At 43.1% G+C, this 16,562-nt stretch carries 13 protein-coding genes; 11 read left to right on the top strand and 2 right to left on the bottom strand.

Annotation, left to right across the window (positions count from 1 at the left end; genetic code table 11):
• The first annotated feature begins 20 nt into the window (after positions 1-20).
• The 9 genes from QZ995_RS06490 to QZ995_RS06450 all read left to right on the top strand — a co-directional run bounded on the left by QZ995_RS06490 (position 21) and on the right by QZ995_RS06450 (position 12,088).
• Positions 21-3,110, top strand: a complete 3,090-nt coding sequence (locus QZ995_RS06490; RefSeq protein WP_301804589.1) for a DEAD/DEAH box helicase — start codon at positions 21-23, stop codon at positions 3,108-3,110.
• Positions 3,107-3,982: an SWIM zinc finger family protein gene (locus QZ995_RS06485; protein WP_301804586.1), complete on the top strand. Its 876-nt coding sequence runs from the start codon at positions 3,107-3,109 to the stop codon at positions 3,980-3,982. Before QZ995_RS06490 ends, QZ995_RS06485 begins: the two co-directional genes overlap by 4 nt.
• The gene (locus QZ995_RS06480; protein WP_301804583.1) at positions 3,979-4,671 is read left to right on the top strand and encodes a 4'-phosphopantetheinyl transferase family protein; all 693 of its coding nucleotides are present in this window, start codon (positions 3,979-3,981) and stop codon (positions 4,669-4,671) included. Before QZ995_RS06485 ends, QZ995_RS06480 begins: the two co-directional genes overlap by 4 nt.
• A 181-nt stretch (positions 4,672-4,852) precedes the next feature.
• On the top strand, positions 4,853-6,373 hold the full coding sequence (adh, locus tag QZ995_RS06475; RefSeq protein ID WP_301804580.1) for an aldehyde dehydrogenase: 1,521 nt from the start codon (positions 4,853-4,855) through the stop codon (positions 6,371-6,373).
• 48 nt (positions 6,374-6,421) lie between these two features.
• The gene (locus tag QZ995_RS06470) at positions 6,422-6,763 is read left to right on the top strand and encodes a DUF779 domain-containing protein (protein ID WP_301804576.1); all 342 of its coding nucleotides are present in this window, start codon (positions 6,422-6,424) and stop codon (positions 6,761-6,763) included.
• 327 nt (positions 6,764-7,090) lie between these two features.
• Positions 7,091-8,143 (top strand): FecCD family ABC transporter permease, encoded by a 1,053-nt coding sequence (locus QZ995_RS06465; RefSeq protein ID WP_301804573.1) that lies wholly within the window; start codon positions 7,091-7,093, stop codon positions 8,141-8,143.
• Positions 8,144-8,146: 3 nt separating this feature from the next.
• Positions 8,147-9,181 carry a FecCD family ABC transporter permease gene (locus QZ995_RS06460; protein ID WP_301804570.1) on the top strand — a complete coding sequence of 345 codons (1,035 nt, stop codon included), beginning with the start codon at positions 8,147-8,149 and terminating at the stop codon, positions 9,179-9,181.
• A gap of 57 nt (positions 9,182-9,238) precedes the next feature.
• Positions 9,239-10,954, top strand: a complete 1,716-nt coding sequence (locus QZ995_RS06455) for an ABC transporter ATP-binding protein (RefSeq protein WP_301804862.1) — start codon at positions 9,239-9,241, stop codon at positions 10,952-10,954.
• A gap of 84 nt (positions 10,955-11,038) precedes the next feature.
• Positions 11,039-12,088, top strand: a complete 1,050-nt coding sequence (locus tag QZ995_RS06450) for an NAD(P)/FAD-dependent oxidoreductase (RefSeq protein ID WP_301804567.1) — start codon at positions 11,039-11,041, stop codon at positions 12,086-12,088.
• 324 nt (positions 12,089-12,412) lie between these two features.
• On the opposite strand, the gene QZ995_RS06445 is transcribed toward QZ995_RS06450, so the two are convergent.
• On the bottom strand, positions 12,413-13,291 hold the full coding sequence (locus QZ995_RS06445; protein ID WP_301804565.1) for an ABC transporter substrate-binding protein: 879 nt from the start codon (positions 13,289-13,291) through the stop codon (positions 12,413-12,415).
• 274 nt (positions 13,292-13,565) lie between these two features.
• On the opposite strand from QZ995_RS06445, the gene QZ995_RS06440 reads away from it, so the two are divergent.
• Together QZ995_RS06440 and QZ995_RS06435 are read left to right on the top strand one after the other, a co-directional pair.
• Complete coding sequence (locus QZ995_RS06440) at positions 13,566-14,255, top strand: helix-turn-helix transcriptional regulator (protein ID WP_301804564.1); 690 nt, start codon at positions 13,566-13,568, stop codon at positions 14,253-14,255.
• A 17-nt stretch (positions 14,256-14,272) separates the two neighbouring features.
• Entirely contained in the window at positions 14,273-15,568 is a 1,296-nt protein-coding gene (locus QZ995_RS06435; protein WP_301804561.1) for a serine dehydratase subunit alpha family protein, read from the top strand.
• Between the two features lie 98 nt (positions 15,569-15,666).
• Here the strand turns inward: QZ995_RS06435 and QZ995_RS06430 are convergent, their stop codons facing one another.
• The gene (locus tag QZ995_RS06430; RefSeq protein ID WP_301804560.1) at positions 15,667-16,371 is read right to left on the bottom strand and encodes a YjjG family noncanonical pyrimidine nucleotidase; all 705 of its coding nucleotides are present in this window, start codon (positions 16,369-16,371) and stop codon (positions 15,667-15,669) included.
• Between the last annotated feature and the right edge of the window lie 191 nt (positions 16,372-16,562).

Below are 16,562 nucleotides of genomic sequence, written 5' to 3'. Positions count from 1 at the left end.
CTAAAAGCTGGAGGGCATCAATGACGACGTTGCACGGTATCTGGTTACCAGATGCTTTTTTTCTTTTCTGTTTGCGCGGCGGCGAGATTGTACCCGTCAGTAATTGGATGGAACAATTGTCGACCGAACAACAGATGAAATTGATGAAGTCTGGAAAAGTGGGCATCCGTACCTTTCAAGTTCCATATTGGTTTGATCAAGGGAAGTATTACCCGTCCAATAAGCCAAAATTGATGGTACAACAGATTAATGGACTGAGTATAACTATGCAGGAAGCTTTACCACTCCTGTGGCAAACAGACGAAGTAATGCTGCAGCATAGCGGTTTTTTGCTAGGTGATAGCTTGCATTACTACCAAAAGGTAGCTCAATTTGCCTTGCAAATGCTATGGCATGCAAATATTCGGCCCGGTGTTAAGGTACGCAAAGGAAAACGGTACGGCTATGCAGAGGCAGACGCTATTTGGGATATAGATTTGACCAAGGAAGAAGTGCGCACATTTTCGCACACCTTGGCGCTTGCCATGCCAGCCATCTGCCGAGCGTATGACCCACAGAAGACAGGTGGAAGCGACATTATGACAGATCCGCACATCATTCAGGCGGATTTTTTGCAAAATGCAATACAAACTACGATACATGACTGGCTGGATATGGAAAGCGAAGAGCTACGACTACAGCTCAGCAAGGGGAAGGGAGATTTCTCCTTGCAATGGCTACGGGGATTACTAACTCGGATAACGGAGCCTATTGAGGGCACAACGAAAGAGTTGCAAAGCTTTAAACAGCAACTAGATTTGTGGACAAAAGGAGAAGGACGGAACAAGCGGGATTGTGTGGGACAGTATGCGATGCGCCTCTACTTGCGTCTGGAACCACCTCAACAGATCGAATTAGAAGCAGAAGAGTCCATTTTTACATTGCATGTGTATCTGCAACCAGTCACAGAACCCTCTCGTCTTATTTCAGCTAAGGATATCTGGTTAGGGTCTGGTGACGCTACAGCCTTTTTTGGAAAGGATTTAGGTAGGGCTCAAGAATTTTTGCTGGAGCAATTGGGATGCGCGTCAATGCAAATGCCAGCGTTAGAAGATGCGCTACGCCAAGCATTGGTGGAGCAAATACAGCTTCCTGTGCATGAGGCCTTTCATTTTTTACAAGAGATAGCTCCACGTTTGCAGGCAGAAGGAGTTGGTGTCCAATTACCTTCTTGGTGGTTAAAGCGTGGACGCAAACGGCTAGGCTTAAAGCTTAGAGTGATGCAGGATCAATCACTCTATGCAGCGGATTCTTCGGCTGTGATTCATCGTTTAGGCTTACATGAAATCGTTCGTTTTGATGCGAAAACAGCTTTAGGTGACCAGGAAATCAGCTTGGCTGAGCTGGAAAAAATTGCGGATTCTAAGCTCCCTTTTATCCAATTACGCGGGGAGTGGACTGAGGTTAATCAGGAATCGGTTAAGCGAATGCTGCAATATTTAAAACGGGCAGAGCAAGACGAGATTACGCTGCATGATATGCTTTACTTAATGGCTGAGCTGGAAGCAAGTGATGAATGGCAGGATCTTCCTGTAGTTGATTTCGAACTTCCTACCGCTCTTGATGATTTATTACATGGACGACTAGAACAAAATTTAGATCATATTGACACCCCAAAGAGACTGCAAGGAGTATTGCGTCCCTACCAAAAACGTGGGTATGCTTGGCTTCGGCTCATGTCCGCATTAGGCTTTGGCGTCTGTTTGGCAGATGATATGGGGCTAGGAAAAACCATTCAGATGATTACAGTATTGATGGCGGAGAAGCTATCTGCACCGGCTCTAATCGTGTGCCCGACCTCATTGATGAATAATTGGAGTAAAGAGATAGAGAGATTTGCCCCAACACTGCGGGTATATACCCACCATGGACCAGAACGCTTGCACCAAAAAGAATTGCAAGCAAAAGCAGCTGAACATGATGTAGTGATTACATCTTATTCCTTAGTCAACCGTGATTTAGCTGATTTAATGGAAATCAAATGGTCCTATTTGGTGTTAGATGAAGCTCAGAATATCAAAAACAGTAAAAGTAAACAGGCGAGAAGCGCCATGAAAATACATGCTCAGCATCGAATAGCGATGACAGGTACACCAATTGAAAATCGGCTAAGTGAGCTTTGGTCGATCTTCCAGTTTTTAAATCCGGGTTATTTAGGCACTTTAACGCAATTTCGTACACAATTTACATTGCCTATAGAAAGGTATCGCGAGCAGGATCGCATGGAATCACTGCGAAAATTGGTAAAGCCCTTTATTCTGCGGCGTTTGAAAACAGATCCTAGCATTATTGTAGATTTACCAGAAAAAATTGAAAGCAAAACGTATTGCACACTGTCAGAGGAACAGGCTAGCTTGTATCAAGCAGCCGTTAATCATATGATGCAAAAAATCAATTCGGTAGAGGGAATGCAACGTCGTGGATATGTACTTGCTACGTTAACTCATCTTAAACAAATCTGTGACCATCCAGCGCTCTATTTGCACCAGTCTGCCGATCACTTAGAGCGTCGTTCTGGTAAGGTACGGCGGGTAACTGAACTTGTTCACGATATAATGGAGCAGCAGGAGGCTGTGTTGCTGTTTACGCAATATATAGACATGGGGAGCATGCTTGCAAGGCATTTTCGTGAAGTTTTACAAGAGGAAGTTCTCTTCTTACATGGAGGAATCAGTAAACAAGAGCGTGATGATATGATAGATCGCTTTCAGTCCGGCATGGGACCGCGAATCTTTATTTTGTCATTAAAAGCTGGCGGTGTCGGTCTTAACCTAACCAGAGCAAATCATGTGATTCATTTTGATCGGTGGTGGAACCCTGCTGTTGAAAACCAGGCAACCGATCGGGCATATCGCATTGGGCAAAAGAAAAATGTACATGTCCACCGATTAATTTGTCAGGGAACGCTAGAGGAGCGCATTGATCAGTTAATGGAATCCAAGCGGGAATTGGCAGAGCAGGTAATCCATTCTGGTGAACAGTGGATTACTGAGTTATCCGCAAATGAACTACACTCCTTATTTGAGCTTCGTGAGGATCTGATCTGCCAAGAGGAGGATGATTTGTTGTGAAGCCGCAAAAATCGAACGTACAGATTGAGTGGGTCGCCCGCTTGAAGGAATTGATTCGCAAAGCAGGCGGGGCACAGCGAAATCAGCGTGGACGTACGAAAGCAAAAGAAGGCGGAGTATTAGAGTGGAGTGCCTTTGATGCTGGTATAAAAGCAAAGGTGACAGGGGCAAATCAGGTGCACTACACGGTCTCGCTTAGCCCCAAAAAACCGATCCATGCAGGGCGTGACAAAGCACTGCACATAATCAGACAGTCTCCTCTTTTTACAGCTCAGCTATTAGGGGGGACATTTTCCGAAGAACTGGCTGCCCATTTGGCCGATCTAAAAATAGAGGTTCTTCCAGACTCACTAGAGGAATGGAATGCTCACTGCAGTTGTCCAGATGTGGCTGGTTATTGCAAACATGTATATGCGTTGTATTATCAACTGCTCGCTGAAGCGGAAGAGGACCCATTTGTATTTTTAGCATTTCTTGGGCTGCATCGTGCTGAAATTATAGGTGGATTTCGGGAGCAGTGGTTGCCCCACAGTAAAGCCTTTACGGGAGAGGGCATGGTACAACAGGATAATTCGAGACCAACAGAGCCAATCAATCCGTCTGAACTACTAAAGACAGGTATAGACGAGGAAGTGGGAGCGGTGTTTTTACGCAGAGCGGTAGACCACGGCACCTTTTTTCAGACAGCCCCTCATTTTTCTGCGATGACTATTTCTTTTACGCAAGAAAATATTCTGCCTGAGCAACTACTTCTAATCTGGGGACCGCCTGCATTTGCCGTCCGCAAAGAAGCGATGATGATTGGAGCCCTGCAAGAAGTGTATCGGGTTGTGAGTAAGAAGGCTGGAGAGGAGATAGCTGCGTTGCCATGAAAGTATTCGCGATAAAAGTACCCGATACGTTTACAGAGGCGGTGTATGGGGAGTTGCTTTCTCTGCTCCCGGTGAACCGTCAGGAAAAAGTAAATCGTTACCTTAAAACGGAGGATAAATGGCGTTCCTTGCTTGGGGAGGTGCTGGTACGGAAGCAATTGGCTCAACGAATGGAGATTTTGCCAAAAGAGATTCGCTATGAGACCAATGCGTATGGAAAGCCCTTTGTTACAGGAGAAGGTGCGTGTGAATTTAATGTGTCGCATTCAGCAAGCTGGGTAGTTGCTGCTTTTAGTGCCAGTCCAATTGGCATTGATGTTCAACAAATTAAACCCATTAATCTACAAATTGCTGACCGATTTTTTGCTGAACAAGAGCGCCAGAAGTTGTTCCAGCTTCCTGAAGCGAACCAAATAGAAGTTTTTTTTCGTTATTGGGCGTATAAAGAAAGCTATATCAAAGCCGTGGGGAAGGGACTTTCACTGCCGCTTGATTCTTTTACGATCCAACAGGAGTCTTTAGACAGAGCGGCGGTATACGCTGATAACATGCCGACTGGCTATCATTGTAGGGCCTATCACTTGGATGAGATGTATAAAGTAGCCGTTTGTACAAAGCAGGATCAATTTTGTGAGGAAGTTACAATTGTAGAAATAGAAGAGTTGACCAGCAAGCTCTTACAAGCATAAATGTAAAAGACAAGAGGAAAGGGTTATCCCATGATTTATGGGATAACCCTTTTTTGTCGAATAAAGTCTCAAACTCTCTATTTTTGTTTACAAAGTTTCGAAAATTACGATAATATTTATAGATATCGAGCATAAGGTAAAACTATCAACCCTATTTGTAGGATGTGAAGGAGGTTTTCCCATGATTTATGCAAATCCGAATCAACCAGGAGCCAAGGTAGCGTTTAAAAGTAGATATGATAATTATATAGGTGGTAAATGGGTAGCACCTATTCATGGAGAATATTTTGAAAATGTTACTCCCATTACAGGCAAAGTCTTTTGTGAAATAGCCAGATCGAGTGCTGAAGACATTGAGCTGGCACTTGATGCAGCTCATGCAGCGAAGGAAGCGTGGGGCCGGACTTCTCCAGCAGAACGCGCAACGATTTTAAATAAGATAGCTGATCGAATTGAGGCTAATCTAGAGATGCTTGCGGTAACTGAAACATGGGAAAATGGAAAACCTGTGAGAGAAACGCTGGCAGCAGATATTCCACTAGCAGTTGATCATTTCCGTTATTTTGCAGGTTGTTTACGCTCGCAGGAAAGCTCAATCAGTCAAATTGACCATGACACTGTTGCCTATCATTTTCATGAGCCGCTTGGTGTAGTTGGGCAAATTATACCATGGAACTTTCCGTTGTTAATGGCTACATGGAAGCTAGCACCGGCACTCGCAGCCGGTAATTGCGTGGTCCTCAAGCCAGCCGAGCAAACACCGGCCTCAATTCTAGTGCTCATGGAATTAATCGGTGATTTATTGCCTCCAGGGGTAGTTAATGTGGTCAATGGATTTGGATTGGAAGCAGGTAAACCGCTCGCCTCTAGTAATCGTATTGCGAAGATTGCGTTTACAGGCGAAACCACTACAGGAAGACTTATCATGCAATATGCTTCACAAAATATCATTCCTGTGACATTGGAGTTAGGTGGTAAATCGCCAAATATATTCTTTGAAGACGTATGCGCGAAGGATGATGCGTTTTTAAACAAGGCGATTGAAGGATTTGTTTTGTTTGCGCTCAATCAAGGAGAGGTTTGCACATGCCCATCCCGTGCGCTTATTCAGGAATCTATCTACGATCAATTTATGGAAAAAGCACTTGCACGGGTAGCTTCTATCAAACAAGGAAATCCATTGGACACAGAAACGATGATTGGTGCTCAGGCCTCCTTTGAGCAAATAGAAAAAATTCTGTCCTATTTAGAAATAGGAAAAGCTGAAGGGGCAGAGTGCTTAATCGGTGGAGAACGAAATCTGCTGGGAGGAGAATTGGAAGGTGGATATTATGTCAAGCCGACTGTGTTTAAAGGACACAATCGAATGAGAATTTTCCAAGAAGAGATTTTTGGCCCAGTAGTGAGCGTGACGACATTCTCTGATCCTGAGGAAGCGCTGTCGATTGCAAACGACACGTTATATGGACTAGGGGCAGGTGTATGGACACGGGATATCAACCAAGCATACCGCTTTGGACGTTCTATTGAAGCGGGACGTGTGTGGACGAATTGCTATCATGCGTATCCAGCACACGCGGCCTTTGGCGGGTATAAAGTATCTGGAATTGGACGCGAAAACCATAAAATGATGCTGGCACATTATCAGCAAACTAAAAACATCCTGGTAAGCTACAGTGACCAAGCACTCGGGTTCTTTTAAACAAGCATTGTAAAATAATAGCCAAACAACATGAGATGAGGGGATATCATGGGAATGCAGCCAAAGGTGTTGGCAACAGATGCTGCGCTTGCTTTAATCGAAAAGCTTACAGCCAAATATGGTCCCCTCTTGTTTCATCAATCCGGGGGCTGTTGTGATGGTAGTTCTCCGATGTGTTATCCTGCAGGGGAACTATTAATCGGCGATCATGATGTATTGCTTGGAGAGATTGGAAATATGCCTTTTTATATGAGTGAAGCCCAGTATGAATATTGGAAGCACACTCAACTGATTATTGATGTGGTTCCTGGACGCGGAGGAATGTTTTCGTTGGAGGGACCAGAAGGTGTTAGATTTTTAACGCGCTCTAGATTGTTTACAGAAGAATAGGATTGGTTATGCAAAGAGAGATGCTAAATAGCCAGGAATTAGGATATAGATAGCAAAAGGCTTGATCGTATGGAACACGATCGAGTCTTTTTTTCGTGGAATGAGATATCAAATGATTCTTTTTGTACAAATAAATCCATCAGTTTGTCCATTGTCATTCAGGAAGCTAGTGAACTATAATCATAAAAGTGAAAATGAGAATCACTTTCATTAAATTGTAGGATCAGGAGGGATTTCTTCACATGATCACTTGGAAGAAGCCATTTGGTCATGCATTTGTACATATGAGAAGCTATTACATATTACATTGATGAAAAGGTGACACGAATGAGTCAAAAGGCCAATGAAAGCACGGTTACAGACCTCCATCACATCAAGGTGAGCTCTCGTTCTTGGGCAGTTACATTGATCATAATCGGTGGTTTGAGCTTGCTAGTGTTAGCAATTATTTTATCCGTTTCCTTTGGGGCAGCTGATATTCATTTTTTCGTTGTCTGGGAAGCTATTTTTTCCTTTAACCCAGAAGTTACCCAGCATCAGATCATCCAGGAGCTTCGCTTACCACGTGTACTTGGAGGAGCTATGGTTGGGGCTTGTTTCGCTGTTGCAGGAGCAATTATGCAAGGTATGACCCGTAATCCATTAGCAGATTCTGGTTTGTTAGGGATTAATGCTGGAGCTGGTTTTGCTCTGGCACTTTGTTTTGCCTTCTTTCCAGGTCTGCCATTTATGTATTTGATCATATGGTCGTTTCTTGGTGCAGGCTTAGGAGCCGGAATGGTATACGGGATCGGCTCGCTGGCTAAAGGGGGACTAACACCAGTTCGCCTTGTGTTAGCAGGTGCAGCATTAAGTGCCTTATTATCAGCACTTAGCGAAGGGATTGCTCTATATTTTCGCATCGGTCAGGACTTAGCATTTTGGTATGCTGGGGGCGTGGCAGGGACGAAGTGGATACAGCTTCAGATTATGTTTCCTTGGATTGCTGTTTCTATTATAGGTGCGATTGCCTTATCACGTTCCATTACCATGCTTAGTCTAGGTGAGGATGTTGCAAGAGGACTTGGTCAGAAAACCCTCTTGGTAAAGCTGATGGGGACTCTTCTTGTGTTGATTCTGGCAGGCGCTGCGGTGTCGATCGTCGGCGCAGTAGGTTTTGTAGGGCTTATTATCCCTCATGTAACCCGTTATATAGTAGGTGTCGATTATCGCTATATCATTCCATGCTCCGCTATACTTGGAAGTTTACTAGTGGTTTTTGCTGATTTAGCTGCTAGAATGATTAACCCTCCCTTTGAGACACCGCTTGGTGCCTTGATAGCCCTGATAGGCGTTCCGTTCTTTCTCTATCTGGCACGTAAGGAAAGGAGGGAGCTGTAAGCTATGCAAAATGTAACAGTGACGAAAACAGAACGGCTCAAATCAAAATGTGGGTTCAAGGTGATCACTGTCTTTAGCATTTTGATTGTCATTGCTTTTATTTTCAGTATGAATACGGGATTTATCCGATTGTCTCCACTGGAGCTATTCCAGACGCTGTTTGGAGCAGGTACAGATAAGCAGAACCTGATCCTGTTTGAATTTCGCCTTCCACGTATCGTGATTTCGCTCTTGATTGGTGCAGGCTTAGCCGTATCCGGCTGTGTGATGCAGGGAATCTCTCGTAATGCATTGGCTGATCCTGGTATTCTCGGTATAAATGCGGGTGCTGGTTTAATGGTAATGCTATTTATTTCTTTTTACCCAACAACAGCAGCTGCGCCGATCTTTTTATTACCTGTTCTAGCTTTGATTGGTGCAGGCTTGACTGCGGCACTTATCTACTCACTTGCCTACAAGCGATATGAGGGACTTTCAACCACGAGACTTGTACTCAGTGGGATTGCGGTTGCTGCAGGGATAAGTGCTGCCATGATCGTTTTGACATTAAAAATCAGCCCTGAGAAATATCAGTTTGTAGCAACATGGTTAGCCGGAAGTATATGGGGAACCGACTGGAAGTTTGTGTTGTCTTTACTCCCGTGGATTTTACTATTACTACCATACGTTTACTATAAGGCACGAGTCATGAACGTACTGACCCTTGGGGAGCAAGCTGCTGTCGGACTTGGCGTGTCTGTATCAAGGGAACAGCTAGTGTTGATAGCTTCGGCAGTCGGACTTGCAGGTTCTTGTGTCGCAGTAAGTGGGGGAATTGGCTTTGTTGGGCTGATTGGTCCGCATCTGGCACGGAGATTGGTTGGTCCGCGACATCAGATACTGATTCCCACGGCAGCTCTAGCTGGAGCATTGCTTGTCATCACGGCAGATACGATTGGAAGATGGATGCTACAGCCATCAGAAATACCGGCTGGAATTGTGGTGGCAGTTATTGGAGCTCCTTATTTTCTCTATCTGTTGGCGCGATCGAAAGCATAGCATGACTATCTAAATCCTTTGGTGATGAAGACAAAGAAGGGGGCTTTATTGAAAAATATGATAAAACGTTTCTTTGCCTATTATGTTCCTTATAAAAAATTGTTTTTGCTGGATTTTGGCTGCGCCGTCTTTGCAGGTCTATTAGAGCTTTGTTTCCCACTTGCTGTTAATTATTTTGTTGACGATCTGTTGCCAGGCGGGAAATGGGATATTATTTTATGGGCATCGCTTGGTTTGTTGGGCATTTATGCCCTGAATACTTTTTTACTCTATATTGTCAATTATTGGGGACATATGCTGGGGATCAACATTGAGACCGATATGCGCAAGAAACTATTCGATCATATACAGAAGCTGTCATTTCGTTTTTTTGATAACAACAAAACTGGCCATCTGATGTCGAGATTAACTAACGACATGAATCAAATTGGCGAGATGGCCCACCATGGACCAGAAGATTTGTTCATAGCGCTGATGACCTTGACAGGTTCCTTTACTTTAATGCTATTTATCCACTGGAAACTCGCTGTGTTTACCTTTGTGGTCATTCCGATCATTATTTGGTTTGTTGTTTACTTTAACAAAAAGATGACCGAAGCGATTCACCAATTATTTACTGACATTGGAGATTTTAATGCGCGAGTAGAGGATAATGTTGGTGGCATTCGTGTTGTGAAAGCTTTTTCAAATGAGGAGCATGAGAAAAAGAAGTTTGCTGTAAATAATAGTAGATTTCGTTTAACGAAGCTAGTCTCCTATAAGCTTATTGCCAAAAATGGATCGATTAGTTATATGATGATGCGGTTTATCACGGTTTTTGTGATGGTATGCGGTACATGGTACGTTATTAATAATGAACTTACATACGGTGAATTTATCGGCTTTTTGCTCTTAACCAATGTCTTTTTCCGACCAATTGAGAAAATTAACTCGATTATTGAGAGCTACCCGCAAGGATTTGCCGGATTCAAACGGTACATTGAATTGCTAGATACAAAACCCGACATTATGGATGCACCGCATGCAGTTGAAATGGGAGCATTCAGAGAGGCAATCCGCTTTGAAAATGTCTCGTTTGGGTATGAGAATGAAACGAAGGTTCTAAATAATGTTCAGTTAACTATTAACAAAGGGGAGACAGTGGCCTTTGTGGGGCCATCTGGAGCGGGGAAAACAACCTTGTGTAGCTTACTCCCACGCTTTTATGAAGTACAAGCTGGAAGAATAATGATTGACAACGTAGACATTCGCGATCTCAAGCAAGAATCCTTACGCAGACAAATTGGGATTGTACAGCAGGATGTATTCCTATTTTCGGGGACCATTCGTGAGAATATCCTATACGGAAAGCTTCATGCCACAGAGGATGAGATATGGGAGGCAGTTAAAAGAGCAAGGCTTGATGATTTTATTCTGGCTCAACCGGATGGATTGGATACGGTCATTGGGGAGAGGGGTGTTAAGCTTTCAGGAGGACAAAAGCAAAGGCTCTCCATAGCTCGTATTTTTATAAAAAATCCGCCAATTCTAATTCTAGACGAAGCCACCTCTGCATTGGACACGGAGACGGAGGTAGCTATTCAGCAGGCGTTGAGCGAGCTGTCAGAAGGAAGAACTACGCTAGTGATTGCTCATCGTTTAGCGACGATTAAAAATGCAGACCGAATCGTGGTAGTAGCAGATCAGGGAATTATCGAGCAGGGAAGTCATCAACAGCTACTATCTGTGGGAGGCATATACAGTAGACTGCATGAAGCACAGTTTGGTACGTGATGGATTCTATGATTTGCTTCTACATCTGCTTGCTACCCCATTTATGTGCAGGACGAAAATGATTAGAAGGTTGGAGATAGGGATATGACTGAACAGGTAGAGCTATATGATGTAACGATTATTGGAGGTGGCCCGGCTGGGATGTATACCGCTTTTTACAGTGGTATGCGTGATCTAAAAACAAAATTGATCGAGGCAAAGCCGGAGCTAGGGGGACGGATGCTCATTTATCCAGAGAAAATGATCTGGGATGTTGGTGGTGTGACCCCGATTCTGTGTGAAAAATTAATCGGACAATTGGAACAGCAGGCGAGAACATTCGACCCAACAATCGTACTAGGCCAACAAATTACGGGGCTTTCTCGACAAGAGGACGGAACATTTATTCTTACGGCTGCAACTGGTGAGAAGCACCATACCCGAACCATTATTCTAGCAATTGGATACGGTATATTGACCATGCAAAAGCTAGAGATTGAAGGAGCCGATCGTTACGAGGTCACAAACCTGCATTATACCGTTCAAGAGCTAGAGGTGTTCCGAGGCAAGCGAGTGCTTATTTCGGGTGGCGGTAATTCTGCTGTAGACTGGGCGAACGAATTAGAACCAATTGCTGAGAAAGTAACGATTGTCCACAGACGTGATCAATTTGGAGGACATGAGAAAAACGTTTCAATTATGAGAGAATCTTCTGTCGATATCCGGACACCTTATGCAGTAACACAGCTTCATAGTAATGGAGAGAGCATAGAGCAGGTAACGATTACCCATATGGAAACAGATGAGACCGAGCGTATCAAGGTGGATGCTGTGATCGTTAATCATGGGCTAAAATGTGATTATGGACCGCTAGTCGAATGGGGACTAGAAATGAAGGATGAGCTGGCGGTTGTAAATGGAAAGCTGGAAACCAATATACCTGGTATTTTTGCGGCTGGTGATTTTGTCAATTATGATAGTAAGGTTCGGCTAATTGCTGGGGCATTTACGGACGGGGCACTTGCTTTGAACAGCGCGAAGCTGTATATAGACCCAGAGGCACCCAAAGTGGCATACGTTTCCTCGCACAATATTCGCTTTAAAGAAAAGAACAGGCAGCTGGGACTGGATGATGATGATTATCGCAATGTATGATAAATGGACTTTCAGCAATGCACGGAGGATAGTCATATAGGAAACCATTTGAATCATCTGTTTAACTAAAGAAAGCAGACAGACACCAATAGGAAGTGTCTGTCTGCTTTTTGATGTATCGACAAAAAAGTACTGCTTAGCAGTAAGGTCTTTTCGTATTTTTAATGACTAAAAAAGCTGGAGCTAACTAGACTATGAGCTGGGGGAGAGATTCAAGCAACCACTCTCTTGTCATGGCATCTGCATAATTCCATTTCTCTGCTTCTGCCAGATACACATATCCATTGCGAGCTGATGGGAGGATTTTCCATAATGAGGTCTCCATTAATGTATCGGTTGCTTGCTTAGACTCCAAATTAGTGGATAAAAGCATGAAAATCCGATCACCAGCATATTGTGGCAAGTCTTTCTCCGAGATTTCAATAAAACCTGAATCTGAATATAGGATTTCTTGTAATTGGGTACTGGTTGAAAGCCTAGCGGATGATAAAGTGCTGATGAAAGACCCGCAGTCCCCATGACATACAAATGTTTGCCATGTTCATAGAGAAAGACGGATGCGGTTTCTCCGGGGGTTATTTTTGAACGTAGGTGCTGCCACATGCTGGTAGCTTTAGTATCATACGAGTCTAACCATTTTTTTGCCTCTTTTTTCTTATCTAGTATTTTGCCGAGGGTTTGAATACGTTCAGCAAGTGGTGCAAATGAATTAAAGGTAACCGTAGGGGCTATCTGCGAGATTTTTTTATATTCATTTTCGTCAGCATTAGCGAAAATAATCAAATCTGGCTTGAGAGCCATCGTTTTTTCAGGATTAATAGGCAAGCCGATATCCTGTATTTCAATCCCCCGCTCTTTATAAATGGGGTGAGTCACGAAAACATTGCCTCCACCGACAGCCTTCACGCCTAAAGCTAGCAAATCCCCATATGTTTCGCCATGATAAATGATGCGTTGTGGTACAACAGGAATAATCACAGAATGCCCTTTATAGTCTGTATATTTTCGAGTAGAGAGAGTTGTGTCTTTCGTATCCTGCTTCGTAATATCAGAAGAGGGCGGTGTATTTGTTTGATTTGTTTGCTTCGAATGAAGCTCTGGACTGCTTTTTTGCACTTCCGAAGGGACGCCACACCCCGCTGTAACAGCTCCAATCATTGCAATCATACAAAAATTTATGATATTTTTTCGGGCTTTGATCATGATATACGTTCCTCCAGCATGCTTACATGTTATTTCGAAAGTAATGATTATCATTATCATTTACCAAAAGATAATAAAGGATGATGAATAGTAATTCAATGGACAAACTTAAGATGCCTATTTTATTTTGTGCAAAAGTAAGAAGGGAGGAGTGTATTTACAGCATCTTCAAGCAGTTTCGAGGATCAAAATATGTAGAAAAAATATTATTGTGATGATAAAATCTTATTATCTTTTTTAACGCTAACAATGATGGAAAACGGAGAAATACAGCATGCAGAATACAGCAGTTCTACAGATGTATGTTCCACTTGTCTCCTTTATCGCCTCCATTCTTGGCAAGCATTCAGAGGTGGTTTTGCACGACTTGTCACAGCAGGAAACCTCTATTATCGCGATTGAGAATGGGCATATTAGTGGAAGAAAAGTAGGAGACGCACCGACGAATCTGGTGCTACAGGTACTGCAGGATAAGACCTATTTAAAAAAGGAATTTATTGCAAACTATAAGGCATACGGTAAAAATGGGAAGGTTTTTCGCTCATGGAGTTACTTTATTAAGAATCAAGCAAATGAGCTGATCGGTGTGCTGTGTGTCAATTCAGACGTAGAACATTTTGAAAAAGCAAAAGAGTGGATTGACAGCTTTTTACACATCGGGGAACCGCCGCAAGAGGCAGGGCATACAGAACGCAGAGACGTAGAACACCTGCCGGAGCACCTGCATGGTCAGGCTGAGGATGTACTTGCTAGCATGATCCACCATACGATGATGGATATACCAACACCACCGGAGCGGATGACGGTGCAGGAGAAAATGGAGATTGTGAAAAAATTATTCCATCAAGGTGCTTTTCAATTAAAAGGCGGGGTACATGCGATTTCCAAACAATTAAAATCCTCAGAACCGACTATTTACCGGTACTTGCAAAAAATCAAGGAAGAAGATAAGGACTTATTTTAACGAAAAGGAAGACGGCTATGAAAGATATGAGCAAAAAGATTGTACAGCTGTTAGAAAAAGAATTGGTTGTTGCTCTTGGGTGTACGGAGCCTGTAGCTATTGCTTGGGCAGCCTCTGTCGCCAAAAGTTATCTGGAAGCCGCCATTACCTCTATTGATGTAACAATTAGTGCTAATGTGATGAAAAATGCTATGGCAGTTGGAATACCTGGCATGCAGCAAACCGGGATCGATTTTGTGTCTGCATTGGGTGCTCTGGCAGGCGATCCTGAACGAAAGCTAGAAGTGTTGAAGAATGTAGGGCCCGAATCTGAACAACAGGCACTTGAATTCGTTGAAGCTGGCAATGTCACGATTCAGTTAGCCGACACGCCCAAAAAGCTATATATTGAAGTAACTGTCCACTCGTCCTATGATTATGCCAAAGTAATCATAGAAGATATGCATACAGAAATCAGACGGATTGAAGTAAATGGGGCTACTTTATTTGAAAAGGAATGCGACTACTATCATGAGCTGGGCAGGCAAGAAAAAGACATATGTGAAACCCTGACGCTGGATAGTATCCATCAATTTGTTATGGAAGTGCCTCTTGATGAGCTGACTCTCGTTAAGCAAAGCATTGAGCTAAACCGAGCAATCTGCACTGAGGGATTAAAAAACAACTACGGCTTGCAGGTCGGGAAAATCCTCAAGGATAATGTTGCCAAGGGATTATTGTCCGATGACTTAATTACTCATGCCATGTCAGTAACAGCCGCAGGTTCAGATGCAAGGATGGCCGGGATTATGCTGCCTGTTATGTCCAATTCAGGCAGTGGGAATCAGGGAATTTCCGTAACGATGCCAGTGGTTGCGGTTGCAGATAAATTGGGATCATCCGATGAACAGATGATTCGAGCCGTTACCTTTAGCCATTTATTAGCTATTTGGATTAAATCAAAATTTGGCAGATTATCTGCATTATGCGGAGTAACGGTTGCGGGAGCTAGCGCGGCTGCGGCGATTACGTATCTACTTGGTGGTAATCTAAATCAAATTTCTTTTGCCATTCAAAATACGATTGGGAATGTAACAGGCATGCTTTGTGATGGGGCAAAAGCAGGCTGTGCAATGAAAGTGTCTACTTGTACTGGTGCAGCCGTACAATCTGCCTTGTTAGCGTCACAGGGAATCGGAGTACCTGGAACAAATGGAATTATTGATGATGGCTTAGAAAAAACAATCGACAACTTCTGCCGACTAGGCAATGAAGGTTCAGGCAAAATGGATGAGCTGATGCTGGAGATGATGGTTAAGAAGCAAAAGAAATAATAGGTCCTATCATGTAATCTATTAAGATGGTCAATGTGACAAGATATAGATTGCATGATAGGTTTTTTATTGTATAGAGATTTCGTTTCAAATGAAAGTTAGAGAATGACCGAGTCGATTTTTACGATGTGACATAGTTCTTCAAGCCTCTGGATTTGATAGGTTGGCACAAATTCAGTTTGATTTGGCTTCATGTCGGGATTGAACCAGCATGTGTCCAGGCCGGCTAGCTGTCCGCCTTTAATATCTGCGTGTAAAGAATCCCCGATAAGTAAGCTTTTTTCTGCAGAAAAATTAGGAATTTTGGCAAAGACATAATCAAAATATTCTTTCATGGGCTTCTGAAATCCAGTGTCCTCCGAAACATAAATACCCTTAAAGAGTGGATATAATCCGCTATCACGTAAGCGTCTATATTGAGTCTTGGAAACACCATTTGTAACAATATACAAGTCGTAATGCTTGTGAAGCTTTGTGATCAATTCCAAGGCTCCATTAATAAGCTGGTGCCCCTCTTCTAAGTAGCTGCGATAGTTCTTCTCCAATAAGACTCCATCCACCTCTTGATCATATTCCTTGAATAGAATGGAAAAACGTGTGTTTATGACCCCATCTCGATCTAGTTTCCCCTCCTCAAAGGCTCTCCATAGACCCTGATTTATGTGCTGATAATGTGCTTCCATCTCAGGCGTTAAAAGAAGGTTTTGATCCTTAAAAAGTAATTGTAGGGCTGAGCGTTCTGCTGCACCAAAGTCTAAGAGTGTATCATCTACATCAAATAACAAGGTTTGATAATTTTTCAAAAAAATTCCCCTCGTTTTCTTATTTATTATTTTTTAGTATAGCACTTTTTATTTCAGTATTTTAAAAAATTCATCTTACCAGAGAGATGAACAAAGAAATACATGGATGCACTCAGCCTTAGGTGGCAATGCTAGCTGATAGAATCCCTCTGAGCCTGGATAAAGAATCTATAACACACAAAAGGAGAGCT

This window comes from Brevibacillus laterosporus (assembly GCF_030489605.1).
GTDB classification, from domain to species: Bacteria; Bacillota; Bacilli; order Brevibacillales; family Brevibacillaceae; genus Brevibacillus_B; species Brevibacillus_B laterosporus_E.
The sequence above is the reverse complement of the archived record's forward strand: the minus strand, read 5'-3'. Positions and strand labels throughout refer to the sequence as shown.